Below are 24,400 nucleotides of genomic sequence, written 5' to 3'. Positions count from 1 at the left end.
TAAAATTTTTAAAAATATTTAGCAAATTTCATCCTTTTTAAATTTTGTTTTCACTTTCTGCTAATGAGAAGTCATATTTTACTCCTCCTAAAGGATAGAAGTTGAAAATAAAATAAACTCCGCTTTGATTTTTGGCTGTGATACCACCGCTTGTAAGTTGTGGATCGATTCTTTCTCTATACATTAAAGAATAATTCCAACATTTTCTTTGGTAAGTATAGCCAAGTTCCCACATGTTTGCATGAGCTCTTTGAGTATCAAACCAAATCCCACCAAATAGATTGTAATTAGGTGTGGCAATATAGTTTGCTCTTGTGCCAATAAAGCTGTATTTTCCATACTCATCATTTTGATAAGCATGAGAAAACATCCAGTTAAATTTTGAATTTGTATTGACTTCTATTTGACTGATGACATTAGTAAAGCGACTTTGCTCATAAGAGTAAAGCACTTCGCTGTTAAGATTGATATTTTCATTAAAATAATAAGTTAAAAGATTTTCAAGTTCATAGAATTCGTTTTGTTTATTAAGATAATCAAGTGAAATTCTGTGTTTGAGCTTTTTTTGTCCTTCGTTGTTATAGAAATATTGTACAGCATAAAGACTTATATGTTCATCTTCTTTTTCATAATCTTGAAGATAATCTTGCGTGATTTCACCTGATTTTGCTCCTGGTAAAACATAATTTACCCCCAAATTTAAAGTATGAAAGAAATTTTCATAAGCTTTTGAAAGATCGGTATAGAGGTTAAAATCATGAGTGTTTCTGAAATAATGCTCATGGTTTCTTTCGGGATTGTTGCTATAATTTACAAAAGAAGCATAAAATCTTTCTGTAAAAGTAAAGTGTAAAAAGTCTCCAAAAAAAGCATTGTGATACGAGATAGGCAAGTCTAAATTTAGCTCATTTGCATAAGAACCAGCAGGTCGGTAAAAATTATGAAATGAAGCATCAAATGAATAACGCAGGCGTTCATCAAAAAGGTTATTTAAAAATCTATGATATTGAAAGCTTGGATATTCTTGTAAGGTTGTATTGTTGCTAAGTTTAGATGTGTCGATATAATATCTTGCATAAGCTCCGTAAAAATTGTTTTCATCGGCTAAAAAATAATTGATTTTTGAGGTTACAAGCGAGTTAAGATCTCGATAATCCCTACTTCCTAAATTTAAATAATCCACATCGTTGAGATAGGTTGCATCTATCCATAGGCCTTCTTGAAAATTATCACTGAGTAAAGATTTGATTAAATCATCTCTTGAGTATTTTAGTTCTATTCCATAGTGGGTTTGATTTTTTAAATTTTCATCGTGAAAATAGGAGCTATTTTCCCTAAAAGCACCAAAATTTAATTCTCCTGTTGAATATGGAGAATCAAGAAATCTTAAAGTAGAATAAAGTCCAAAACCACGGTTTGTTCGAATTTGTGGATTAAGTTCTAAATCCCAATTTTCTTGAGTGGCTATATAAATAGGTTGTTCATAGTATAAGCCTTCGCTACTTTTTAAAACGATTTTTGGGATTAAAAGCCCGCTTTGTCTATGAGTATCAGCGCTAAATCCAAAATAAGGCAGATAAAAAACTGGGGTATTTTTAACATATAATCTTGCATTGTAAAGATGAACAAAATTGGTTTCCCGGTTAAGCCAGCCTTTTGAAAAACGAATTTCCCAATCAGGATCTTCAACATTGCAGCTTGAAACTGCTGAAATTTTACTTTCAAAGACTTTATCATTTAGATGACTTGTTTTGCTTTGAAACCATACTTCAAGATTGTTATTGGAAAAGAAAAAATTACTAAAATCGGCTTGATTGGAATTTAGGTTGATTTTAGCATAATCAGAATGCGATCTTTCGTTTTGTCCCCTTAGGATGTTAACATCGCCAAAAAGCTCAACATCTCCGGTTTTTTCATTGTAAATTGCTTTATTGGCAGTGATGAAATAAAAATCAGAAAAAATAATAACATCATTGTTCGCAGTAAGAATATCACCTTCTTTTTTTGCATCAAGAGTGTAAATATCAACTTGTGCTGCACTTAAAGCTATGCTAGTTCCTAGCAATAGGGAAAATTTACGCCACATCAACTACTATTGTCCTTGCTAGATAATCCTCCCAAGCTTTGCGTAAATCATTGCTTAAAGCCCAAGCAAATCCAAGCATAAACGCCATAGCACTAACTTGTCTTACGGCAGACCTGATGCAACTTTGAATGAGATTGGGTTTATCAAGAAGATTTTCATCCAAGATGATAATTTTGCATAATATTTTTCCCAAACTTGCCCCATAAAGATAAGTAAAAATTGCTTGATAACTAAAATGAAGCAAGATGAAGCCAAGGTAAAAATTTCCTACAATTTGAGTTGTTTCAAATAAATCTTTTGCTTGGATTAGACGATCATAAAAAATGATAAACACAATCAAAGAAATAACCATATCATCGATTAAAAAAGCTAGAACTCTTTTTCCAAAACTTGCTATTTTTAGATTTTCACGCTCTAAGCGGTCTTGTAAATTTTCTTTCATTTCAGAACCTGATGAGCGATGTCTTTTCTGTATTGTTTTCCTTTGAAATTTACATTATCACAAAGTTTATAAGCATTTTTTTGCGCTTCTTCTATACTTTTTCCTGTGCCAACGCAAACTAAAACTCTTCCACCATCAGCCATTAATTTGCCATCTTCTAGGCTTACTCCAGCATAAGAAATATGAGAGTTTTCAGGAATGTTATTTACAGTAATTTCACTTTTTGGTGAACTTTTGTAAGGATAGTTTTCACTTGCGCATACAACCCCTACTGCAAATTCTTTTTTGATTTTGATTTTTGAGTGTCTTAAGCGTCTTTGAGTAGCAGCTAAAATAAGCTCTAAAGGATCTTCGATTAAAGGCATTAAAACTTCACATTCAGGATCGCCAAAGCGAACGTTAAATTCTAATACGTAAGGTTTATTTCCAACGATCATAGCACCTATAAATAAAACACCACAAAATTCCGCTCCTTCTTTTTTCATACCTGCTAAAGTTGGTAAAATAATATCTTTTTGAACTTTTCTAAGCAAGCTTTCATTCGCCAAAGAGCTAGGAGCGTAAGCACCCATTCCACCAGTATTTGGCCCTTGATCATTATCGAGTAATTTTTTGTGATCTTGTGCTGCAGGAAGTAAAACAAAATCATTGCCATCACATACTGCAAAAATGCTTAATTCATAACCATCTAAAAATTCTTCAATTACAACGAGTTTTCCAGCATCTCCAAAGCTTTCTCCGCTCAGCATTTTAGCTGTTTCTTCTATGGCTTCTTCATGAGTTTTAGCTATGATAACACCTTTTCCTGCGCAAAGTCCATCGGCTTTTACTACTATAGGAGGGGTTAAACTATATATAAAATTTTTTGCTTTTTCAATGTCATTTGTGTTTAAAAATTTGGCTGTTTTGATACGGTATTTTTTAAGAAAGCTTTTCATAAAAGATTTTGAGGTTTCAAGCATTGCAGCAGCTTTACTTGGCCCAAAAATAGCAAGTCCTTGTTGTTTAAAAATATCTACAACCCCTTCAGCTAAAAAACTTTCACTTCCTACTATACAAAGATCAAAACCTTTTTCTTTTGCATAGGTTGCTAAAACTACTGGATCTTTTAGGTTTAAATTTGTTCCAAGACTTTCGGTAGCGCCATTTCCAGGAGCAAAATAAAACTCTAAATTTTTGTCTACTCTTCTTAAGGCTAAAGCAATAGAATATTCTCTTGCACCACTACCCAAAATCATTATTTTCATTTATATCTCCTTTTAAACCCAAACAGCCGTTTAACAAAGATTGACCCCAAAAAGTCAAAGAAAACCGCTAGGTAATTTTTAAAGGCTGCAACTTCTCACTTTTTTCAAAGCTCAAACGATGCCACAGAACACGGTAAATCACACAATCGCAGTTAATAAAAATGTGTTGGATCACTTTAAATACTACAAACTGTTTAGGCAAGGAAATTATAACTTAATTTAGCTTAAATTTCTATGTCTTAAATCAGTTTAAATTTGGTTTTTCCTGATTTGTCAAAATGCTTTCCTTGTAAAATAATATCGGCAACATTTTCCCAAACATGTTTTTCATCAATATAGACTATATCAAAGGTGTTATCACGCATTAAAGATTGATAATTTACTTTTTTAGGTGCGTATTTTACTAAATAATACGGATTTTGTGAAAAGTTTTCAATTTTTAATTTGCATAATAAATCTAAATCCGATGTGACAACTAAAAATTTTTTTCTTTGTTCTTTTGTGATTTTTTGAATATACACTAAAAGTTTTTGATCAAAAGGATTTAGAGCGGATTTATTTAAGCGACTTAAGTAATGTTCTGCAAAAGAAAGAGAACAGAAAGAATTTTCTATATTACTCATAGTAAAATAAGAATTTTTAACCCCTGATGATTTTAAAGATAAGTGCCAAATTTTGACATCCATTATGGTTGCACATAGATTTAAACCTGTGACAATTTTTTTAAAGAGTTTTTCTCGTGAAAGTTTAAAAGCATTTTCGAAAATATTGTAATTTTTCTTATAAAAATCTTCCCTTATAGCATCAAGTCTTTTTAGTGTTGTTCTGTAGTATTCTGCTTCTTTTTGTAGTTTAGCCAATCTTTCTTGTCGTGCTTTAAGTTTTTCAGGGTCTGCATCGGTCGCATTGCTTTTAAGATTTATTTCAGATTGTAAAGTTTTCATTTGTGCTTCAAGTGAGGCTAGACGATTTTTTCTTGTATCTATGGTGGCTACTAAAGCTTGGTAATGACACTGCAAAGATAAAAAAGTTTCGTTAAAAATTTTAGTGATATTTGGTTTTTGATCAGCCATCATTTGCTTATACGAATTCTCTAAATGCATCATGATGCTTTTTAATGCGCTAAATTGGGTTTGGTCTATGCTATTATCCATAAAAATTAAAGTATCATAAGCTTTAAATAAAAATCTTTTAAGTATAAGATAATCAAGTATACAAGGAATTTCCTTTTCATCTTGTAGATTGGCTTGAAGCGTTTCTACGGATAAAATTTCATGGGCAAAATATTTTTGTATAGCTTGAGGTATAGTAAAAGAAAGAGGAATTTTTTCTATAGTGTCAAAGTCTGTTGTTCTATAGAGTTCTGTTATATAAGCACTTCTTCTTGAGTTTTGCAAGTCTTCTAATTCATCATCATTATCAGTTTTCCAAAAATCATGCTCAGTGATAAAATCCCCTTCTTTGAATTCTTGAAATTTTGAAGGTTTTATACCTGTTATGGTTTTGCTTGTTTGAACGAGTTTGCCGTCTTCTGCTTTTTTTTCGCTAGAAAGAGTTCTAAATTCCACAAGCATACCAACACTTGGCATACTTTTTTTATCATTCCAAATTTGGCGATTAAAGTCAAAAAAGGTATTTGCTGAGTTTGTAACGGTTCCACGTCCTGTAGAATCCATATAAATAGCTATTTTTCCATGCATATTTCTTCCTTGAAATTTCTTAAATAAATTCTAGCCTTATTTTTATAAAAATTTTATATTAAAAATAAGAGCTAGAAAAAATGGATCATTCCCATTCTATGGTTGCAGGTGGTTTGCTTGAGATATCATAAACAACGCGGTTTATACCTTCTACTTCATTGATGATACGGCGACTTATGTTTTCTAAAACTTCGTAAGGTAAATGCGAGAAGGTAGCTGTCATACCATCGCTTGCATCTACAACGCGTATGCAAACTGCATTATCATAAGTGCGGTTATCCCCCATAACCCCAACGCTTTTAACATTTAAAAGCACGCAAAATGCTTGCCAAGTTTTATCATACCAACCTGTACTTTTAAGTTCCTCAAGTAAAATTACATCAGCCTTGCGCAATAGTTCCAAGCTAGGGCGATTTACTTCTCCCATAATGCGTATAGCAAGCCCTGGCCCAGGGAAAGGATGGCGATAAACCACTTCTTTGCTAAGTCCAAGCTCAAGCCCTAAAGCACGCACTTCATCTTTAAAAATTTCTTTTAAAGGCTCTATGAGTTTAAGATTCATTTTTTCAGGTAAGCCTCCTACATTATGATGGCTTTTAATGGTTTTGCTTGCACCTACAACAGAACTTTCTATGATATCAGTATAAAGTGTGCCTTGAGCGAGATATTTTACATCTTTATGTTTTTTTGCTTCTTCTTCAAAAACTTCTATAAAGGTATTTCCTATGATTTTTCTTTTTTGTTCAGGATCTGTGACATTAGCTAAGCGACTTAAGAAAATTTCACTTGCATCAATGCTGATGAGATCGATGCCTAAAGTGTTTTTAAACATAAATTCAACTTGTTCTTTTTCTCCACTTCTTAAAAGTCCATTATCTACAAAAACTACTATAACTTGCTCTTTTATAGCACTAGCTAAAAGTGCAGCAACTACGCTACTATCTACTCCGCCACTTACAGCACAAAGCACTTTATCATTGCCTACTTCTTCACGGATTTTTTCTGCTTGAGTTTTTGCAAAAGAACCCATATTCCAAATACTTTCACAATTGCAAGCATATTTAGCAAAATTTTTTAAGATATTTTTGCCAAATTCACTGTGTTGTACTTCTGGGTGAAATTGTAAGGCAAAAAATTTCTTATTTTCGTTGCCAAAAACACAAAAAGGGCTATTTTCACTTGTGGCTAAAACTTCAAAACCATCAGGTAAATTTTCTACTTTATCAGAATGACTCATCCAAACGGTTTGCTTTTTTGGAAGATTTTTAAATAAAGCACTGTCTTTTTTGATCTCTATGTTTGCTTTACCGTATTCTTTATGTCCTGCAGGTGCAACTGTAGCTTTGTAATGATGTGCCATAAGCTGCATACCGTAACAAATTCCAAGAACAGGTAAACCCAAGTCAAATATGCCTTTATCGCAAAAATACGCATCAGTTGCATATACGCTTGCTGGACCTCCGCTTAAAATAATACCTTTTGGTTCTTTCGCCTTAATATCAGCTAAGCTTACATTAAAAGGTAAAATTTCTGCATAAACTCCTTGTTCCCTTAAGCGTCTTGCTATAAGCTGAGTGTATTGAGAGCCAAAGTCTAAAACTAAAATATCTGCTTTTTTCATTATTTACCACCTATGTAATTGTTCGTATTTTTTAATGGTTTTTACCGAGCCATTTTGTTCATAGCTTGTGTATTGAGGGTTGCCTTTATATCCGCAAGCACAGAAGAAAATTAAGAAAAGAAATGCTAAAATCATCTTATGGGAAAAAGAAATAATATTAAGATGACTAAAAACGCTAGTGCTGTTATTAATGAATTGATGGATAAACCTCATTATAAGCCTTTAAAAACCTTATTTTTTTGCAAAGATTTTTTAAGTTCTTTTCCGCTTGCTAAGCAACGTTTGATTGCTAAAATTTATGTAAAAAATCATATTTTAAATATAATAACCTTACATCCAGCAGCTTATCAAGAATTAAATCATGATGATAGCAAAATTTATATTAAATTTCTCATAAAAGCATATGGACAAAAATATCCTTTAAGTGGATTTGTTGATATAAAAGATATAAAAATCTTTTCTCAAAAATACACTTATACGGTAAATAAAAACAAAAATGATGAAAAACTCTCTAAAAATTCTTATTTGGAGCTTTCTAAGGGTGAATTTAAAAATTGCTTTGAAGATAAAAAATTATTTAAGAAATTTGAAGATTTAAGAGAGCTTATAAAAAAAAGGTTCTAATCTTGATTAAAGAGAATTTAGAAAATGAGTTAAAAACTCTTCCCAATAGTGCTGGAGTGTATCAATATTTTAATCAAGAAGGAAAGCTTTTATATGTAGGCAAGGCTAAAAATCTTAAAAATCGTGTTAGATCTTATTTTGCTTTTACTCCAAATTTACATGCAAACCCAAGAAATTCTTTAAGAATTCAAAAAATGATTGAAGAAACAATACATTTGGAATTTATCACTACTAATTCAGAGGCTGATGCTTTGATTTTGGAAAATTCTTTTATCAAACAACTGCATCCAAAATATAATATTTTACTAAGAGATGATAAAACTTATCCTTATATTTATGTGGATTTTGAAGAAGAATTTCCACGCTTTGAGATCACTAGAAAATTGGTAAAAAAAAGCAAAATTAAATATTTTGGCCCTTTTTTTAAAGGTGCTAGAGAGCTTTTAGATGCGCTTTATTTATACTATCCTTTAAAGCAAAAAGCAAGTTGTAAATCCCCTTGTATTTTTTATCAAATTTCTCGTTGTCTTGCGCCTTGTGATAAACGCATCAGCAAAGAAAAATACCTTGAAATTTTAGATGAGGCTATGCGTGCGCTTTTAAATCCTAGTATTTTGCTTAAAAACTTAGAAAAACAAATGCTTATTTTAGCGCAAAATGAAAATTACGAAGAAGCAGCTAAAGTAAGAGATCAAATCGCAACAATTAAGGATTTAGAAGTTAAGGTTGAAATAGATATTGCAAAATTAGAAGATTTTGAAGTATTTGCTTTAGCTTTTGAAAATTCCATGCTTTCAACCTTGCGTTTTGTAGTGCAAAATGGAAAAATTATCAGTGCAAATTCTAAGATTACTCCTATAAAAAATGATATACAATGGGATAAAAATGAAATTTATAAGCAATTGATTTTAGAAAATTTTAGTATGGACATTCCTTTGCTTGCAAATGTTATTTATGTTTATGAAGAATTTGAAGATAGAGTGCTTTTGGAAGAAATTTTAAGCCAAAGATTTGATAAAAAAATCAGTATTAAAATCCCTAAAATAGGAGAAAAAAGAAGAATTTGTGATTTGGCTTTTCAAAATGCCCTTTTAAATATAGAAAAAGAGCAAAAAAATCATGGTTTTACTATACAAAAAGAATTAAAGTCTTATTTTGAGCTTGAAAATTTACCAAATGATATAGAAATTTTTGACAATTCTCATTTGCAAGGCGTGGCAAATGTTGGAGCTATGGTAACTTATAGAATAAATTCTTGGGATAAGTCAAAATATAGAAAATTTCATTTAAAACATAAAAATGACTATGATCAAATGCGTGAAGTTTTAACGCGTAGGGCTTTGGACTTTGATAAAATACCTCCTCCTGATTTATGGCTTATAGATGGGGGAAAGGCTTTGCTTGATTTGGCTAAAGAAATCATTGTAAGTAGTGGGGCAAATGTCGATATTTTAGCTATTTCAAAAGAAAAAATCGATGCAAAAGCACATAGGGCTAAAGGGGGTGCTAAGGATAAAATTCATTCCTTAAAAGGAGAATTTAGTCTAAGCATTAACGATAAAAAACTACAATTCTTACAGAAATTAAGAGATGAAGCACACCGTTTTGCTATCAGCTTTCATCAAAATACTAAGAAAAAACAGGACTTGAAAAGTTCTAAGCTTGCAAATTTAGGACTTAGTTCAGGGGTTATACAAAAACTTTTAGCGTATTATGGAAATTTTGAATCTATATATAAGGCTGATTTTAAAGATCTTACAATGCTTGTAGGCAGGAAAGCGGCGCAAAAGATAAAGGAAAATTGATTTGATATTAGCAGGGATAATTTTTATTTTTAATCTAATTTTAGCGTATTTAAGTATTGATATCTCAAAGCTTGATAGTGTTACTGAACAACTGAAAATAGGTATGTTTTCTAGCATTTTTGTTTTATCTTTAACACTTTTTATTTTTGCTTTTAGGCAAAATAGAAATATAAACAAAATATATCAAAAAATTTTTTGCATGCAAAATGATTTTTTAAATTTTCAAAAAAAGATTGATGTTGATAGTGCGCTTGATTTGTTAAAGGAAAAATTTGAAACTACGAGCCAAAATTTAACTAAAATATCCCATGAAAAAGATAGATATTTGCATTTATTGGAGGAAAATTTATATCAGCTTGTAAATATATCTAATGCAATGCGTTGCTTAAATGAAGGGTATAATAAAGAAATTAATTCTTTGATTTTAAATGCCTTAAATTCTCAAAAAGATCAAATTAGATTAGAATTAAATGAGGCTTTAGAGCATCATAAAAGCATTATAGGAACATCTCATGGAAAGGTTTTGCAATTTGAAGCAAGTGTGGCCATAGTTAATAATGATGAGCTTGAGAATTTTTTACTTGCAAATTTACTTTCGTATTTTGGCATAGAAAGCACTTGTTTTAAAAATTTAAGTTTTGATGTTAATGACTTTCATTTGATTTTTATCAAGGATAAAATTTTCAATAAAAATGTAAAGAAAAATTATGATTTTATAGTGATGGGTCGGCATAAAAATACACATTATGAGTATTTTTTAACTTTACCTTTTGAAAAAAAAGATCTTGAAAATATTTTGCAAAACAAGCTTGATAAGGTTTGCACTTTAAAATTTAAAACCCCTTATCAAAATAATGTATTGCTTTTTAAACAAAATGATTTTGATGCAACCTTGTTTTTTAATATAATAGAAAAACAATGTGATAAAAATATATGTATAAATTCTTTTAGTCAATTAAAACAAGAATTAAGCAAGGAGACTTATCGTTTGATTTTACTTGATTATGAATTAATTAAATTTGATCTTGAGCAAATGAGAAATTTGCTAAGTGCTTATAAAAAACAGCATCCACAAAGCCATATCATCTTTTTTTCAAAGGAAAAAGTTAGGGATTTTGATTGTGTGAGCGAAGTTTTAAGTGATGTAAGTAGAAATGATCTTATAACTTTACTTAGAAAGTATTTGCCAAAGGCCTAAACTTTATAAAATTTAACTCCAGCTAAATCGAGAATTTTTACCTTTTTTTCTTTGATAAGTTGATTTAAGAGAGTTTTGGATTGTTCATCAAATTTCACTTCAATGTCTATTTCGCTTTGTGAGCGCAAATGAAGCATTTTTAATAATTCTTCTTCATTGAAGCTTAGTTTTCCACCTTCATAATGTCTTTTGGCTAAGAGTACAGGAGTAGAATCTATAAGTTTAGAAAGTTCTAAAAGTTTTTCTTCGCTTACTTTTTTAACAGCATAAGCAGGAGGTCTATCTATGGTGCTTAGATCAACCCTTAAAGGCATGATTTTTTTTAAAGCTTGATTAAGTGCTTCAAATTCTTCTTCGTTGTCATTAAGATCTTTAACAACTAGAATTTCCATAATCAAATCTCCATTAAACCTAGCTCTAAAATCTGCCATTTTTTCTATCATTTTTTCTAAGTCAATGTTTTTTAAAGCTCTATCAATACGATAAAAAGTTTTAGCAACTGCACTATCTAGGCTAAATTTGACCACATCTAGTTTTAGCAAAGCATTAAATTTGTCTTCATCTAATACAGCTGTACCATTGCTTAAAATAAGCAATTTTTTATCTTTAGCAATGCTGCGTAAAGATAAAATAAGCTCATTTAAATGAGGATAAAGACTAGGCTCTCCGTTGGCAGTAAGGGTAAGAAAATCAAATTCAACATTTTTTTCAAGCATGGCTTTAACTTCGGAGATAATTTTGTCTATGCTGATAATTTCATCCTGTTTTTCTTGGGTTTTTTTTGGATCAAGCTCGCAATAAACACAATCAAAATTGCATTGTTTCTTGCTAGGGCTTAAATCTATACCCAAAGATCTTCCAAAACGCCTTGAGCTAACAGGACCAAAGAGTATTTTCATTTAGCTGAACTTTCTTGTACAAGCTTGATAAAATATTTTGCATTTTCAACAGGAATATCAGGCAAGATCCCATGTCCTAAGTTGAAAATATGAGCTTTATTTTGCATGGTTTTTAGTATTTTTTCCACTCCTTCTTTGATGGCATTTTTATCATAAAGTCTGCAAGGCTCCATGTTGCCTTGAAGAGTGTATTTGTGCGATAGTTTATCACGTGCTAAATCAAGCGGAGTGCTCCAATCAACCCCAAAAACATCAAAATTACCATCGATTCTATCTAAATAACCGCTAATGCCTTTAGGGAATAAAATTACAGGTATATTTGGGTATTTGCCTTTAATAAAATTTGAAATTTCAAGCATATAATTAAAAGAGAATTTAAAAAACTTATCATATTCTAAAGCACTTGCCCAGCTATCAAAAATTTGTACAGCATTGGCACCTGCTTTAATTTGCTCTTCTAAATAAAGTTTTAAAACTTGAGTTAGTTTATTTAGAATTTTATGTAAAAGTTCTGGGTTTTGATAGAGCATTTTTTTACACTTTGCATAATTTTTACTTCCGCCTCCTTCTATCATATAGGTAGCTATAGTCCAAGGGCTTCCGCAAAATCCTATTAAAGCCTTGTTTTGAGATAATTTTTCTCTAGTAAGCTTTAAGGCATCATAGACATAATTTAATTTTTTATGCGCATTTTGATCGTCAAGTTTTTCTAAGTCTTCTAGGGTTGAAATAGGATTATCAAAAACAGGCCCTTCTCCTTTTTCAAAACGTAAATTCATACCCATTTCGAGAGGAACAACTAAAATATCTGAAAAAATGATTGCTGCATCTACATCTAAAATATCAATAGGCTGTAAAGAAACTTCAGAAGCTTTTTTATAGTCTTTGCATAAAGAGAGAAAATCACCCGCTTGTTTTCTTACTTCCATATATTCTGGCAAATACCTTCCTGCTTGACGCATCATCCAAATAGGGGTGTAGGGTGTAGGTTTTTTAAAGCAAGCATCGATAAAAATCATTATTTTCCTTTGTTTTTAGCAAAATTATAACAGAATTTGATAAATTAAATTGGTCAATTTTTCTATATTTTCTTCATATGGAGGAAATAATAAATTTTTTCATTTTATCCAGAGTTATTAAAAATTTTACGAGAATTATTGGAATTCTCGTTTATGTAGTTTGAGTTTTGATTGATTTGTATATTAAGCCTTTGTATTGTTTGTGGCATTTCCTGCGTCAATTGTAGCAAAAAGCTTATTTAGCAAAGTCTCCTCATTTTTTTTGTATTGATCTTCTCTCATTTTTTGCCAAGCATAAGATCTAAAATCTTCTCTAACAGCACCAAGATCAATGTCTTCGTTGGTAAATTTGCTTGAGTTTGTTTTTTTATCTTCCTTTTCTTCTTTGTTTTTTACTTCATTTAATGTGGCTTGAAATTCATCTGCCGAAGTATTTTTTTCTTTAACTTTAGTTGTGGTGCTAAAGATAGCATTTGATGTTTTTTGAGTATTATCTACTACCATTTTCTCCTCCTTTATTTAACTTTACATTAAATAAGCAAGCAATTTCTATTCCAATTTATACCTTTGTAAAACTTTTTCTTTGAAATTTTTTATAATTTAATTTATCTTTGGCAAAAAGCAAGGCAAAAATCAAAGCAGGGCTTACAAAAAGTGCTGAAAATAAAGCATTAAATTCTATACCCAATCCTGCTAAAACAATCCCACCTAAAAAACTTGCTAAAGCTATGCCTACATTAAAAGCTGCTTCATTCACACTTACTGTACTGTCTATGACTTTATAAGTATGGCGTTTAGCTTTAGTAATGCTAAGCATTTTTAGTGCAGGTATGGTTGAAAAGGCAAAAAATCCTATCAAAGCTACGCTAAAAATGATTAAAATTTTAGAATGCATGGTGAGAAATACACTTAAAAATACTAGAACTTGTATGCTTAAAATAAGACGCAAAGAAAAAATAGCACCTTTTTTATCTACTATTTTTCCGCCCCATAAATTCCCACAAATTGCACAAATTCCATATAAAAGCAAGATATAAGCTGTATCTTGGACTTTAAAACCGCTTATTTCTACAAGTATTTTTTGCAAATAAGTATAAAGAACAAATTGAGCCCCACAACTACAAATGGTTATAGTATAAGTTTTTAACAAATTTTGATGAGAAAAAGCAGGGATTAGATTTTTAAGACTGGTTGGGCTAGGATGTAAATTTTTGGGCATCATATGCCATACTCCAAAAAATGCTAGACTTGTAATGATAAAAATGAGTAAAAAGATAAATTTAAAGCCAAAATAATGCCCTATAAAAGTTCCAAGCGGCACTCCAGTAACTAAGGCTACAGTAAGCCCTGTGACCATTATAGCTAGAGCACTTGATTTTTTATCATCTGGAGTTATAGCACTTACAGCTAAGGTGGCAATGACAAAAAATACCCCATGTTGTGTTCCTGCTATAAAGCGTGCAAAAGCAGTAAGATAGAAATTTTGGCTAAAAAAGATGATGAAATTTGCTAAAGCAAAAATTCCAAGATTGATTAAAAGTTGTGTATGTCTATGAAAACGACTTAAAGGTATGGTGATAAGAGGAGCACCTATAACAACACCTATAGCATATAAGGTTGTAAGATAGCCCGCGGTTTTTGCATCTACGCTAAAATACGCTTCAACATCAACCAAAACTCCTGCCATAACAAATTCAGTTACGCCCATACAAAAAGCACTAAGAGCTAGTGCAAAAAGAGCTTTTTTGTAATTTTGCATTTTAAGTTCCTTATAAAAAATAAAAACGCATTATAATAAAATAAAGGCTTAATTTCCTTAAAAAATTCAAAATATTTTTGTTAAAATAAAATAAAAATTTTAAAGGTAAATAATGAAAAAAATTATTTTATTGCTTGGTTTAAGTTTGGCGAGTTTAGGGGCTTTGAGTTTTGATGAGCTTATTTATAAAGATGAAGTAAAACCTAGTTTTGATTGCTCTAAAATCAAATATGATGGCAAAAGTGATGATGAGCTTATGATATGCAATAAAATTGGTGTGCGTAATGAATTTGAAAATAAAAAACTTGCTTTAGTAGATAACATCTATAGTAGTTTATATCAAAATATTTCAAAAAAAGCAGATAAAAAGATGAAAAAAGATTTTAAAGCCATTTCAAAAAGATGCTTAAAGAAAGAAAAATTTGTATAAAAAATATGCAAAATACAAAAGCAGGGGAAAATCCTATTTTATCTTTACTCAATGCAAGTGATTGTATGCAAGAAGCTTATGCTAAAGCTTTATTAGAGCTTACGCAAAGAGCAAAAAAAGATACAAAAACTAAAGAAGCTTTAGAGCAAATTTTTAAAAATAAAGTTGATAAATATGAAAATTTACTCACTCAAAGTTTAAATACCAATAAAGATTTGCAAGATTTTATAGACAGCTTAGCTAAAGAAGATTTGATTGATTCTAGAGCTAAATTTAAGTTTTAGGGCTTAGATCGATTGCAAATTTAGCTGCTTCAAAATAACTTTTAGTGTTGATTTTAGCATTTTTATAGGCTTTATCAAAGGCCGTACCATGATCAACACTAACGCGTATGATGGGTAAATTTAAACTCACATTGATGCTTTTATCAAAATACAAGGCCTTTAAAGGAGCAAGGGCAAGATCGTGATACATAGCCACTAAACGATTGCAGTTTTTTAAACCAGTCTTAGTAAAAGCTGTATCAGCCACTAAAGGATAGGGTAGATAAACGCCCTTGCCTTTAAAATTTAAAAGCAATTCTTTTTGTAAATTTTCATCTTTTAAGGCTTTTTTGAAAAATTTTTCATCTTTTTTAGAGTGTAAAAAGGCATTAACAAAGGCTATAGCTTTTTCCATGATCTTTTCTTCTTCTCCGCCTATAACTCCATAATCTCCAGCATGAGGATTAAAACCTAAAAGCCCCATTTTTTTAAAATGCGTTTCTTTGTAAAAATCTTTTAAAAAGATACTTAAATTTTTAAAAGTGATTTTTTTACTCACCTTAGCTAAAGGTATATGTTCGCTAAAAAGCCCTACAAAAAGTTCTTTGCAACCTAACATCATAATGGCATTTTTTTTAAAAAAATCCCTTAAAGCATCGGTGTGTCCTTTGTATTTAAGTCCCGCATCTTCCCAAGCTTTTTTGTGTATAGGTAGAGTAAGTAAGGCATGGGCGTGTTTTTCATAGACAAAATAACTTGCCGCCTTAAAACTTAAAAAACCATAAAGTCCACTTTTTGTATCTATTTCTCCGGCTTTGATTTCAAAATTTTCATCCACTTTGAAGCCTAAAGGAAGGTAGAAAGAGTAAATTTCAAGAGAATTTTCTTTTTTTATAAAATTAAACTCATAGTCTTTTCCATCTTTAAAAGCTACGATTTTTGCATTAAAAAGTTTTAAATTTAAAAGTTTTGAAGCTTTATCAAGCAAGCTTTCGTGGATAAAATAAAAAGGTGTGCAGATTTTGCTTAGTTCTTCATGAGAACGCACTAAAATTTCAAGTCCTATGCCGTTTATATCGCCTATACTAATGGCTAGTTTTTTCATCTTTTAATAAGTTCTTTCATTTCCAAAATAGCGTTTTGAAGTCCTGTAAATACAGATCTTGCTACAATGCTTTGTCCTATATTTAGCTCGCAAATTTCTTTAATTTTTACTACGGGTTTTACATTTTTGTAATTTAAACCATGTCCCGCGGCTACTTTTAAGCCAAGTTCTAGGCCTTTTTTGGCACAGAGTTCTAAATTTTGTAATTCTTTTTCAAATTGAGCTTGCAAGGTTTTTTTATCTTGATCAAGTTCTTTTAAGGCAAAAGCAGTATGAGAGATATTGCTAAAAAGTGCGTTGTGCAAATTCGCATAATGTCCTGTATGAAGCTCTATGAATTGGGCTTTTAAAATTTTTGATTTTTCTATATCTTCTAAACTAGGATTAATAAAAAGTGAAACTTCAATGTTTGCATTTTGAAGTTTTTCTATGCTTTGTTTTAATTTAGCATGATTTAAACAAAGCCCCCCTTCTGTAGTAAGCTCTTCTCTTTTTTCAGGCACTAAAGTAACGCGGTGGGGTTTGAGTTTAAGAGCTAAATTTAAAATTTCATCATTTAAAGCACATTCTAAATTGACAGGGCTTTTGCAAAATTTTATAATATTTTCCAAGTCAAAATCCTGAGCATGACGGCGATCTTCTCTTACATGCAAAGTGATTTGATCTCCGTGTTTAGCTGCTATAAAAGCAGCTTCTAAAAGATCAGGATCATTTACCATTCTAGCTTGTCTTAACACTGCAATATGATCGATATTTACACCTAAAAGCATATTTTTCCTTTAGAACTTTTTTGCTATTATACTATAAAATCAAATAAGGAAAGTCATGTTAGGTATAGATCTTGGTTCAAATACTTTAAGAGCAGTACAAATGGATGAAAAATTAAATAAATTAAAAGAATATGAATTTGTTATTGGGGCAGCGAAAAATCTAAATCAAAGTGGAGAAATTTCTAAAGAAGCCATACAAAGATTAAAAAATACTTTGAGTATTTTAGCTAAAGAGCAAGATTTAAGCAAAGCGAGAGCTGTAGCGACTGCAGCTTTTAGAAAGGCAAGCAATACAAATGAAATTTTTGCCCATTTAAAAAAAGAATTTGGGATTGATTTTAAGCTTATAGATTCTAAAAGTGAAGCTAAGATCAGTGTTTTAGGTATGCAATCAGGTTTAAGAAGGCTTAAAATTTGGGGAGAGTTTGCATATTGTGATTTAGGAGGGGCTTCTTGTGAGCTTTCTTTTGGAAAAAGTTTTAAAAGTTTTGATTTTGGTATTATTAGTTTTTATGAAAAAAATTACCATTCTTATTATAAATCTTGTATTTCTTATAAAAAATTAATAAAAAAATATCCTAAATTTATCATAAATATTAAAGATAAAAAACTTAAAATTCATTTTTTAATTGCAAATCCCTATTTAAAGCATTTAGCTTTTAGGGCTTTTGATGAGGTGGCTATGATTAAAAAGGAGCTTCGTTCTTTAGGGGCTAAAACGGTGGTTTTAAATTCCGGAGTTCCTACTACACTTAGCGCATTAAAACAAAATATAAGCTATGAAAAGTATGAAGCAACTAAAGTAAATGGTAAAAAACTTTGCCATAAGGATTTTTTAAATTATGCTATTAAACTTTTTCATATGGAAGAAAAAAAGGCTATAAAAGAAGTAGGCACGATGAGAAAAAATTATTTGAGTGCAGGTTGTTTGCTGTTTTATGCTTTGTTTGATAAACATAAACTTCTAGTCATTGATGAGGGTTTAAGAGAGGGGGTTTGTTTAGCGAGTATGAAAAATATAAAATTTTAGTTTTTTTGAAATTCGAAAAAATGAAATTTTTCATCAAAATTAAAAAATAAAATTTTAGCTTGAGATAAAAAACTTTCGTAAGTTTTAATGTTTTTATTTTTTGTGTATTCTAATAAATCTTCAAAACCAAAATCCATGAAAGCAAGACTTTGTTTTTTAAAAGCTAAAGGTTTAAAATCATATTCTTTGATGAGTTTTTGAAGATGAGTAAAATTGACATTATAAGTTAGATCGCTTTTGCCGAAAAAATCTTTTAAAGATACTTCAAAAGGGCTAAAAACTTCGTGCTTTTGATAGATTCTTAAGCTAAAACTTTGTGGATTTAAAGTTCCATAGTCAAATCCCGCAAATATAAATCTCTCACAAGTTTGGTTTAAATCTTTAAAAAAATTTTCAAGCTCTAAACTGAGTTCGCCTTTTGTAAGATTTAAAGCTTTGCATTTTGTGATCAAATTTTCATCCATATTTTTAAAAATAAGTTTAAAATTTTCTACAAATGCCATTTTATCATGATCTATAAGTTCGCAGGTAAAACTATCAAAAAGTTCATTGCAAAAGAAAAAAGCGTTCTTAAAATGGCATTCTTTAAGACTATTTTTGTGAGTAAATTCCACTCCTTCTAAAGTCTTTTTTTGTAAAGTTCTTAATTTTTCATGTGGTTCTATGATGAAAAAAGAAATTTGAGAAAAAATTTCAGGTCTTAATTCAAGCAAAGCGGCTAAAAAATCACGACTTAAATAGCCTTCATTAGCGCCTATTTCTACAAATTCTAGTGGAGGTTTGAGAATTTTTTCATCTATTAAATTTAAAAAATGCTTGGCTAAAAGTGTGCCAAAAAGATTTCCTACGCTCACAGCAGTAAAAAAATCTCCGTTTTTTCCTATACTTACAGCATTTTTATAATAGCTTTCATGGAGCCAAGCATGGAAAAAGTCACTAAATTTCATTGAAAAATAGCATTAAATTTGGATACAAAATCCAAAGGATCAACTTGTTTGCCTCCAGCTAAAATTCCAAAATGCAAATGCGGCCCACTTACCCTACCTGTAGCCCCACTAAGTCCTATAAGTTCACCTTTTTTTATCTTTTGTCCTATTTTAACATCGATTTTAGAAAGATGATAATATTGTGAATAAATTCCAAAACCATGATCAATGACTACTGAATTTCCTGCGAAATAACGATCTTTTGCAATTTTTACTATGCCTGAGTTGGCTGCATAAATAGGTGTTCCTGTGGCAGCTCTAAAGTCCGTTCCGCTATGATAACTTGCTACTTTTTCATTAAAAGTTCTTGCTTTGCCAAAATCACTTGTGATAAAAGAATTTAAAGGTATATTAAAAGCACCGTTAAATAAAGCTTTTGGAGTATAAGAACTATAAATCGCATTGGCTTCTTTTAATTCTTTAGTGATGCGTTCTTGTATGGTTTTTGGTGGAAAAATCTTTTTGTTTTCAACTTGCAATTTTTCACTTTTATAATTACCTTCTAAAGTTTTTATGAAAATTTCTTCTTTTTTATCTTTATAAAATGCGATAAGTTTTGTATTTTGCGGGGGATTTTTGTAAGGTAAGGAAAAAATAGCTAGAACTTTTTCTTGATTTTTAGGATGTGTAAAAGTGGGAATATTTTTACCATTATTTTTTAAAGATAAAAAATCTTTCTTATCTAGCTCCAAAAATAAAGCTTGACCTTTGATGAGTTCTAAATTTTGAGCTCCAAAAAGCCAAAGAGTAAGGCTTAAAAAAAGCCATAAGGCTTTCATAGGCTTAACTCTTTAAGATCGGCGATTTTTAAAAACTCCGCATAAATTTCATAAACCAAAGCTTGGCGATTATTTTTAAGTTTTTCATCTTCAGCATTAATCATCACTTGATTAAAAAACTCATCAATAAAAGGCTTAAGTGCAAAAAGATTTTCAAGTTTTTCTTGTAAAGAGTTGGCTTTAGTTTTTTCTTGAAAAGCTTTGTAAAGTTTACTTTCTGCTTCTTGAACAAAAAGACTTTCATCAACTTTATGAGGATTTTTAGTGGCGATATTGGCTAGTCTTTTAAAGGTTGCAAAATTTTCATTAAAATTATCTTTTTTGCTAAGTTTTATAAGAGCATTTACGCTTTGATTGATATGGATAAGATCTGTATTTTGTGAGCTTAAAACCGCTTTTACAAAAGAAGCATTGACTGTATAAAAAGTATAAAGTCTTTCAAAAATAAAATCTTTTAAAATTTGCATATCAAAGCTTTTATAATGATTTGAAAGTTTTTCTAATAAAATTTGGATATCAAATTCTTTATTTAAATTTAAAGCAATTTTAATGATCCCATTGGCAGCTCTTCTTAAGGCATAAGGATCCTTTGTTCCGCTTGGAATTTTTCCTATGCTAAAAAGTCCTATAAGGGTATCAAGCTTGTTTGCAAGGGCTACTATGCTTGAAAATTCTGTACTTGGAAGTGGAGCTTGTTCGGAATTAGGAAGATATTGTTCTTTGATGGCTAAGCAAATTTGATAATCTAAGCCCATTTTTTGCGCATAATAACTTCCCATAATGCCTTGCAAATCAGTAAATTCATAAACCATTTGTGTGGCTAAGTCTGCTTTGGCGTATTTTAGTGCTGTGCTGATATTTTCGATTTTATCATTATGGAGCATTTGGCATAAAATTTCAGCAATTTTAATCTCTCTTAAACTTTTATCTTGCATTGTGCCTAAACCTTCAAGATAGGTCATTTTGGCAAGTTTTTCAGGTTTTAAGCCATTTTGTAAATCATTTTGATAAAAAAACATTGCATCGCTAAGTCTTGCACGCAAAACTCTTTCATTTCCATGTATGATTTTTGAATAATCCTTACATACTGCATTACTTACTACTATAAAATGATTACTTAAGCCTTTATCGTTAAAAACTGCAAAATAACGTTGATTTTCTCTCATTGAAGTGATGATTACTTCGCTAGGAATTTCTAAAAATTCTTCTTCAAAATTTCCTAAAAGTGCATTAGGATATTCTGTGATAGCAACTACTTCAGCTAAAAGCTCTTCATCTTCTCCAATTTGTATATTTTTTTGACTTTCTATGAGTTTAAATTGCTCAAGTATTTTTTCCTTTCTTTTGATTGGATCAAGGATGATATAGTTTTTTTCTAGTAGTTCAAAATATTCTTTTGCATTGTTAAAATCTTGCAAATCATAACTTACGCTTCTGTGAATGAAAGTTTTTTTAGTACTTTTTACTCCATAGCTTTGAAAATTAACAAGTTCATCATTTAAAATGCAAGCTATAGAACGGATCGCACGGATGAATTCAAAAGAATTTGCACCCCAGCGCATACTTTTGCCAAAACTAAGACTTTTTAGAAATTTTTCTACCATTTCTCCTAAAATTTCTTGACTTTGCAAACCTTTAATAGCTTTTTGATGGTACAAAACTTCCTTGCCTTTGATTTCTTTAAAAGAGAGTTCATTTTCACTGATCCTTGCTTTTTGCAGGAAGCTTTGTCCCGCAGGAGTTAAAACTCCATCTTTATAAGCAACATTTTTAGGTGCTCCTATAAATTCAGCAAAGCTATCTTCTTGTTTGTCTGCAAAATTTTCATGAAAAAAAACTAAACGACGCGGAGTATAATAAAATTTAAAATCACTTACCAAGCGGTATTCTTCTAAAACATTGTTCCATTTTTTTTCTATATTAGCTAATTCTTTTAGCAAAGGAATAGCAGGTAATTCTTCTGTACCAATTTCTATTAATAATTCACTCATAATTTACTCTTTTTAAAATTTATTTCTAATTTTAACTAAAATTTCATTAAAAAACTTATAAATACTTTTGCAAAAAGCCTTTAAGTTCACTAGAGTTGCTAAATTCATTTTCTTTTAAATTTTTTTGATACCATTTGGCATGAAAATAAGGCAAATTAGCATTTTTAGCACATTCTTTATCTTTTTGACTATCTCCTATAAAAACGCTTGTTTTATATGGAGCCTCGCTTTTTAAAAGCTCTAGCATCATAGGATGAGGTTTGGGTTCTATGCCTAAACTTACGCCTAAAATTTTATCAAAATAAGGAATGATATCGTGTTTTTTAAGTATGTTTGAAAGTGAGCTTTGTGGGGCGTTAGTAGCAATAGCTAAAAAACAATTTTTGCTTTTTAAAAATTCTAAAAGTTCTTTTATTCCTTCAAAAAGCACCACGCTTTGTTCATAGTGCTTGACAAAATATTTTTCATAGCCTTCTTTAAAATTAGAATGATGGAAATTTTCTATATTATAAAGTTCTTTTGCCCAGTCAATATTGGGAGTATTGATGGTTTGCATAATGATTTCTCTTGAAAGTGGGGCTAGATTTAAATCCTGTCTTATTTCATTGACTGCACAAGAAATGGCATTTGCACTATCGATTAAAGTTCCATCCATATCAAAAAATACATTAATCATTCATAATCCTTTAAATAATTTTTATGTTTTTCTTTTTTCCCACCTTGTTTTTTTTGCTTATCTAAAGCATTGGCAAGATTTAAAAGCTCGTTTTTTTCTTTGGAAAAATCTAAACAAGCATTGACAAAAAATTCAAGATTTTTTGCATAGGTTGAGTTAAGATTTACCGCGGGATTTTTTTCAAAAAATTTAGCATTTTTTAACATTCTTTCTTCAAATTTAGTTTTATCAAAATCTTCTTTTTTAAGTGCAGATATAGCGCCATTGAAAAATTTTTCAAGATTTCTTAGGTATTTTACGCGTAAGGCTTTTTCTTCATTTTTTGTCAAAATTCTTCCTTAGGTATTTTTGTGAATGCGGCATTCTAGCGCTTCTTGAACTAAATTTCTAGCGATTACTTTTTCAGAGCGAATGATGCGTATATTTTCATCTATGCTAGAAAAAAGCATCTTTTTTAAAGTTCCATTTACATGAATGATGGTGTCTATAGGTTTTGGATAATTAGCTAGCACTTGACATAAAATTTCAAGTTTAGCTTCATTTGTAACTGTGATAATAGCTACGGCACATTCTTCTATATTGGCAATTTTTAAGGTTTCTTCTTGAGCAGCATTGGCAAAAACGACATTTTCACCTCGACTAACTCCAAGTTCTACTAAATTTAAATCACTTTCTAAAACAAGATAAGGTACGCCTGTGTTTTTGATTTTTTGTACGACTTCTTGTCCTAAGCGTCCGTAGCCAAAAACAACAAGATGATTTTTAAGCTTGATATTGCTGTCAATATTTTGCACAGCGTTGGTATTAAGTGCTATATCTTCTACAACATTGGTAATTTTTCTTATATTGTTTAAAATAAAAGGTGTGATAATCATGGTTAAAATAGAAACAACAATTAAAATTTGTGAAGTTTTGATATCAAGCATATTTTTTGCTTGTAAAAGAGAAAAAATTGCTAGGGCGAATTCGCCAATTTGAGCTATGGCAAAAGCTGTTTTAAGCGCCACTCTTTTTTTGGTGTAAAGAAATAAAAAGCCAAAAACTATGCCAAATTTTAAAGCCATTACAAGAAGGGTTAAAACTATGATTAAAAACCAATTTTGTGCCACTACATCAAGTTGAATTTGCATGCCTACAGTTATGAAAAAAAGCCCTAAAAGCAAATCTCTAAATGGGATCAAGTCCGCTTCTATTTTGTGTTTATATTTTGTTTCTGCTATCAAAGCACCTGCTATAAAAGCACCCAAAGAATAAGAAAATCCAAAATAATTTGCTAAAAAACTTGCTCCAATAACCATAAATAAAACAGTACTAATAAAAATTTCCTGAGAAGAAGTGTGGATAATGAGTCTAAAAATTCTATCCACTAGATATTTACCTATGAAAAATAATAAAGTGATTAAAATAAGTGCTGAAATTAAAGTGGTAAAAAGGAGTTTTTCTATGTTTTGATTGTTGGATGAAAAAATATCTACAAGCAAAAGCAAAGGAATAACGGCTATATCTTGAAAAAGCAAAATTCCCAATGCTTTTCTACCATATTGCTCATTGATATCGCCATTATCATTTAAAATTTTAAGCACCACTGCGGTTGAAGAAAGCGCTAGTGCAAAGCCTACTATAGTAGCGCTTTTATCTCCAAGTCCTAAAATTCCTATAGCAAGTAACATAAAAACAAAGCCACAAGTAAGCATCTGCAAAGAGCCGTTTAAAAAAACTTCTTGTTTCATTGCCATTAAATGCTTAAAAGAAAATTCAAGCCCTATGGTAAACATTAAAAACACTATACCAAATTCGGCTATATGGGTGATTTCGCCTTTGCCACTTAAATGATAAATTTCAGAAATGATTTCTCCAGCAGCTATATATCCAATGATAGTTGGAATTTCAAATTTTTTAAATATGACATTTAAAACTATAGCTATAGCAACGGTGATTAAAAAAATTTCTAAAAAATTATCCATTATTTT

20 protein-coding genes and 2 pseudogenes are annotated in these 24,400 nt (G+C 30.4%); 5 read left to right on the top strand and 17 right to left on the bottom strand.

Features of this window, described 5'->3' with window-relative positions; all coding sequences use genetic code 11:
• Positions 1–37: 37 nt before the first annotated feature.
• The 5 genes from FBE87_RS06415 to guaA all read right to left on the bottom strand — a co-directional run bounded on the left by FBE87_RS06415 (position 38) and on the right by guaA (position 7,096).
• The gene (locus tag FBE87_RS06415) at positions 38–2,086 is read right to left on the bottom strand and encodes an LPS-assembly protein LptD (protein ID WP_100626260.1); all 2,049 of its coding nucleotides are present in this window, start codon (positions 2,084–2,086) and stop codon (positions 38–40) included.
• The gene (locus tag FBE87_RS06410; RefSeq protein WP_002853161.1) at positions 2,076–2,528 is read right to left on the bottom strand and encodes an RDD family protein; all 453 of its coding nucleotides are present in this window, start codon (positions 2,526–2,528) and stop codon (positions 2,076–2,078) included. Before FBE87_RS06410 ends, FBE87_RS06415 begins: the two co-directional genes overlap by 11 nt.
• The gene (gene purD / locus FBE87_RS06405) at positions 2,525–3,775 is read right to left on the bottom strand and encodes a phosphoribosylamine--glycine ligase (protein ID WP_002853212.1); all 1,251 of its coding nucleotides are present in this window, start codon (positions 3,773–3,775) and stop codon (positions 2,525–2,527) included. Before purD ends, FBE87_RS06410 begins: the two co-directional genes overlap by 4 nt.
• A 239-nt stretch (positions 3,776–4,014) precedes the next feature.
• The gene (locus FBE87_RS06400; protein ID WP_002853236.1) at positions 4,015–5,475 is read right to left on the bottom strand and encodes a hypothetical protein; all 1,461 of its coding nucleotides are present in this window, start codon (positions 5,473–5,475) and stop codon (positions 4,015–4,017) included.
• A gap of 85 nt (positions 5,476–5,560) precedes the next feature.
• The gene (gene guaA / locus FBE87_RS06395) at positions 5,561–7,096 is read right to left on the bottom strand and encodes a glutamine-hydrolyzing GMP synthase (RefSeq protein ID WP_100626261.1); all 1,536 of its coding nucleotides are present in this window, start codon (positions 7,094–7,096) and stop codon (positions 5,561–5,563) included.
• Between the two features lie 138 nt (positions 7,097–7,234).
• Here guaA and FBE87_RS06390 point away from each other — a divergent pair.
• From FBE87_RS06390 to FBE87_RS06380, 3 genes and pseudogenes are all read left to right on the top strand, one after another.
• Positions 7,235–7,730, top strand: a pseudogene (locus FBE87_RS06390) (hypothetical protein).
• Complete coding sequence (gene uvrC / locus FBE87_RS06385) at positions 7,723–9,525, top strand: excinuclease ABC subunit UvrC (protein WP_052794319.1); 1,803 nt, start codon at positions 7,723–7,725, stop codon at positions 9,523–9,525. The pseudogene FBE87_RS06390 and the gene uvrC overlap by 8 nt, the downstream one beginning before the upstream one ends.
• A 1-nt stretch (position 9,526) precedes the next feature.
• The gene (locus FBE87_RS06380; RefSeq protein WP_002854153.1) at positions 9,527–10,723 is read left to right on the top strand and encodes a hypothetical protein; all 1,197 of its coding nucleotides are present in this window, start codon (positions 9,527–9,529) and stop codon (positions 10,721–10,723) included.
• Here the strand turns inward: FBE87_RS06380 and FBE87_RS06375 are convergent.
• The 4 genes from FBE87_RS06375 to FBE87_RS06360 all read right to left on the bottom strand — a co-directional run bounded on the left by FBE87_RS06375 (position 10,720) and on the right by FBE87_RS06360 (position 14,400).
• Positions 10,720–11,622, bottom strand: a complete 903-nt coding sequence (locus tag FBE87_RS06375; protein ID WP_052798148.1) for a radical SAM protein — start codon at positions 11,620–11,622, stop codon at positions 10,720–10,722. The two genes, FBE87_RS06380 and FBE87_RS06375, sit on opposite strands and share 4 nt — an antisense overlap.
• Positions 11,619–12,641, bottom strand: coding sequence for a uroporphyrinogen decarboxylase (gene hemE / locus FBE87_RS06370; RefSeq protein ID WP_100609548.1), 1,023 nt, complete (start codon positions 12,639–12,641; stop codon positions 11,619–11,621). Before hemE ends, FBE87_RS06375 begins: the two co-directional genes overlap by 4 nt.
• 183 nt (positions 12,642–12,824) lie before the next feature.
• The gene (gene ciaC, locus FBE87_RS06365) at positions 12,825–13,145 is read right to left on the bottom strand and encodes an invasion antigen CiaC (protein ID WP_002860457.1); all 321 of its coding nucleotides are present in this window, start codon (positions 13,143–13,145) and stop codon (positions 12,825–12,827) included.
• A gap of 55 nt (positions 13,146–13,200) precedes the next feature.
• Entirely contained in the window at positions 13,201–14,400 is a 1,200-nt protein-coding gene (locus FBE87_RS06360) for an MFS transporter (RefSeq protein WP_032591420.1), read from the bottom strand.
• Positions 14,401–14,512: 112 nt separating this feature from the next.
• On the opposite strand from FBE87_RS06360, the pseudogene FBE87_RS06355 reads away from it, so the two are divergent.
• Positions 14,513–15,114, top strand: a pseudogene (locus tag FBE87_RS06355) (hypothetical protein).
• Here the strand turns inward: FBE87_RS06355 and pdxA are convergent.
• Together pdxA and FBE87_RS06345 are read right to left on the bottom strand one after the other, a co-directional pair.
• Positions 15,104–16,198: a 4-hydroxythreonine-4-phosphate dehydrogenase gene (gene pdxA, locus FBE87_RS06350; RefSeq protein ID WP_052798146.1), complete on the bottom strand. Its 1,095-nt coding sequence runs from the start codon at positions 16,196–16,198 to the stop codon at positions 15,104–15,106. The pseudogene FBE87_RS06355 and the gene pdxA overlap by 11 nt on opposite strands.
• Positions 16,195–16,968: a pyridoxine 5'-phosphate synthase gene (locus FBE87_RS06345; protein ID WP_100621755.1), complete on the bottom strand. Its 774-nt coding sequence runs from the start codon at positions 16,966–16,968 to the stop codon at positions 16,195–16,197. Before FBE87_RS06345 ends, pdxA begins: the two co-directional genes overlap by 4 nt.
• Positions 16,969–17,023: 55 nt before the next feature.
• Between FBE87_RS06345 and FBE87_RS06340 the strand changes: the two genes are divergently transcribed.
• Positions 17,024–17,998: a Ppx/GppA phosphatase family protein gene (locus FBE87_RS06340; protein WP_052798144.1), complete on the top strand. Its 975-nt coding sequence runs from the start codon at positions 17,024–17,026 to the stop codon at positions 17,996–17,998.
• Here the strand turns inward: FBE87_RS06340 and FBE87_RS06335 are convergent.
• The 6 genes from FBE87_RS06335 to FBE87_RS06310 are packed head-to-tail and all read right to left on the bottom strand — an operon-like array spanning position 17,995 to position 24,394.
• Positions 17,995–18,945, bottom strand: a complete 951-nt coding sequence (locus FBE87_RS06335; RefSeq protein WP_100621754.1) for an SAM-dependent methyltransferase — start codon at positions 18,943–18,945, stop codon at positions 17,995–17,997. The two genes, FBE87_RS06340 and FBE87_RS06335, sit on opposite strands and share 4 nt — an antisense overlap.
• Positions 18,942–19,763 (bottom strand): M23 family metallopeptidase, encoded by an 822-nt coding sequence (locus FBE87_RS06330; protein WP_002860451.1) that lies wholly within the window; start codon positions 19,761–19,763, stop codon positions 18,942–18,944. The genes FBE87_RS06335 and FBE87_RS06330 overlap by 4 nt, the downstream gene beginning before the upstream one ends.
• Positions 19,760–21,754, bottom strand: coding sequence for a glycine--tRNA ligase subunit beta (gene glyS / locus FBE87_RS06325; protein WP_100621753.1), 1,995 nt, complete (start codon positions 21,752–21,754; stop codon positions 19,760–19,762). The genes FBE87_RS06330 and glyS overlap by 4 nt, the downstream gene beginning before the upstream one ends.
• Before the next feature lie 55 nt (positions 21,755–21,809).
• Positions 21,810–22,430 carry an HAD family hydrolase gene (locus FBE87_RS06320; protein ID WP_100626262.1) on the bottom strand — a complete coding sequence of 207 codons (621 nt, stop codon included), beginning with the start codon at positions 22,428–22,430 and terminating at the stop codon, positions 21,810–21,812.
• Complete coding sequence (locus tag FBE87_RS06315; protein WP_002859298.1) at positions 22,427–22,759, bottom strand: hypothetical protein; 333 nt, start codon at positions 22,757–22,759, stop codon at positions 22,427–22,429. The genes FBE87_RS06320 and FBE87_RS06315 overlap by 4 nt, the downstream gene beginning before the upstream one ends.
• 9 nt (positions 22,760–22,768) lie before the next feature.
• Positions 22,769–24,394 carry a cation:proton antiporter gene (locus tag FBE87_RS06310; RefSeq protein WP_002859297.1) on the bottom strand — a complete coding sequence of 542 codons (1,626 nt, stop codon included), beginning with the start codon at positions 24,392–24,394 and terminating at the stop codon, positions 22,769–22,771.
• Between the last annotated feature and the right edge of the window lie 6 nt (positions 24,395–24,400).

The sequence above is a fragment of the Campylobacter sp. CFSAN093246 genome (assembly GCF_012889415.1).
Lineage (GTDB): Bacteria > Campylobacterota > Campylobacteria > Campylobacterales > Campylobacteraceae > Campylobacter_D > Campylobacter_D jejuni.
This window is presented reverse-complemented; position numbering and strand designations above follow the sequence as displayed.

Excerpts from the sequence above, each read along its gene's own strand:
- ciaC (WP_002860457.1), bottom strand. The coding sequence starts at position 13,145 with ATGGTAGTAGATAATACTCAAAAAACATCAAATGCTATCTTTAGCACC.
- guaA (WP_100626261.1), bottom strand. The coding sequence starts at position 7,096 with ATGAAAAAAGCAGATATTTTAGTTTTAGACTTTGGCTCTCAATACACT.
- FBE87_RS06400 (WP_002853236.1), bottom strand. The coding sequence starts at position 5,475 with ATGCATGGAAAAATAGCTATTTATATGGATTCTACAGGACGTGGAACC.
- FBE87_RS06310 (WP_002859297.1), bottom strand. The coding sequence starts at position 24,394 with ATGGATAATTTTTTAGAAATTTTTTTAATCACCGTTGCTATAGCTATA.
- FBE87_RS06360 (WP_032591420.1), bottom strand. The coding sequence starts at position 14,400 with ATGCAAAATTACAAAAAAGCTCTTTTTGCACTAGCTCTTAGTGCTTTT.
- FBE87_RS06345 (WP_100621755.1), bottom strand. The coding sequence starts at position 16,968 with ATGCTTTTAGGTGTAAATATCGATCATATTGCAGTGTTAAGACAAGCT.
- glyS (WP_100621753.1), bottom strand. The coding sequence starts at position 21,754 with ATGAGTGAATTATTAATAGAAATTGGTACAGAAGAATTACCTGCTATT.
- FBE87_RS06330 (WP_002860451.1), bottom strand. The coding sequence starts at position 19,763 with ATGAAAGCCTTATGGCTTTTTTTAAGCCTTACTCTTTGGCTTTTTGGA.
- FBE87_RS06410 (WP_002853161.1), bottom strand. The coding sequence starts at position 2,528 with ATGAAAGAAAATTTACAAGACCGCTTAGAGCGTGAAAATCTAAAAATA.
- FBE87_RS06375 (WP_052798148.1), bottom strand. The coding sequence starts at position 11,622 with ATGAAAATACTCTTTGGTCCTGTTAGCTCAAGGCGTTTTGGAAGATCT.
- FBE87_RS06340 (WP_052798144.1), top strand. The coding sequence starts at position 17,024 with ATGTTAGGTATAGATCTTGGTTCAAATACTTTAAGAGCAGTACAAATG.
- FBE87_RS06320 (WP_100626262.1), bottom strand. The coding sequence starts at position 22,430 with ATGATTAATGTATTTTTTGATATGGATGGAACTTTAATCGATAGTGCA.
- FBE87_RS06335 (WP_100621754.1), bottom strand. The coding sequence starts at position 18,945 with ATGAAATTTAGTGACTTTTTCCATGCTTGGCTCCATGAAAGCTATTAT.
- purD (WP_002853212.1), bottom strand. The coding sequence starts at position 3,775 with ATGAAAATAATGATTTTGGGTAGTGGTGCAAGAGAATATTCTATTGCT.
- hemE (WP_100609548.1), bottom strand. The coding sequence starts at position 12,641 with ATGATTTTTATCGATGCTTGCTTTAAAAAACCTACACCCTACACCCCT.
- pdxA (WP_052798146.1), bottom strand. The coding sequence starts at position 16,198 with ATGAAAAAACTAGCCATTAGTATAGGCGATATAAACGGCATAGGACTT.
- FBE87_RS06415 (WP_100626260.1), bottom strand. The coding sequence starts at position 2,086 with ATGTGGCGTAAATTTTCCCTATTGCTAGGAACTAGCATAGCTTTAAGT.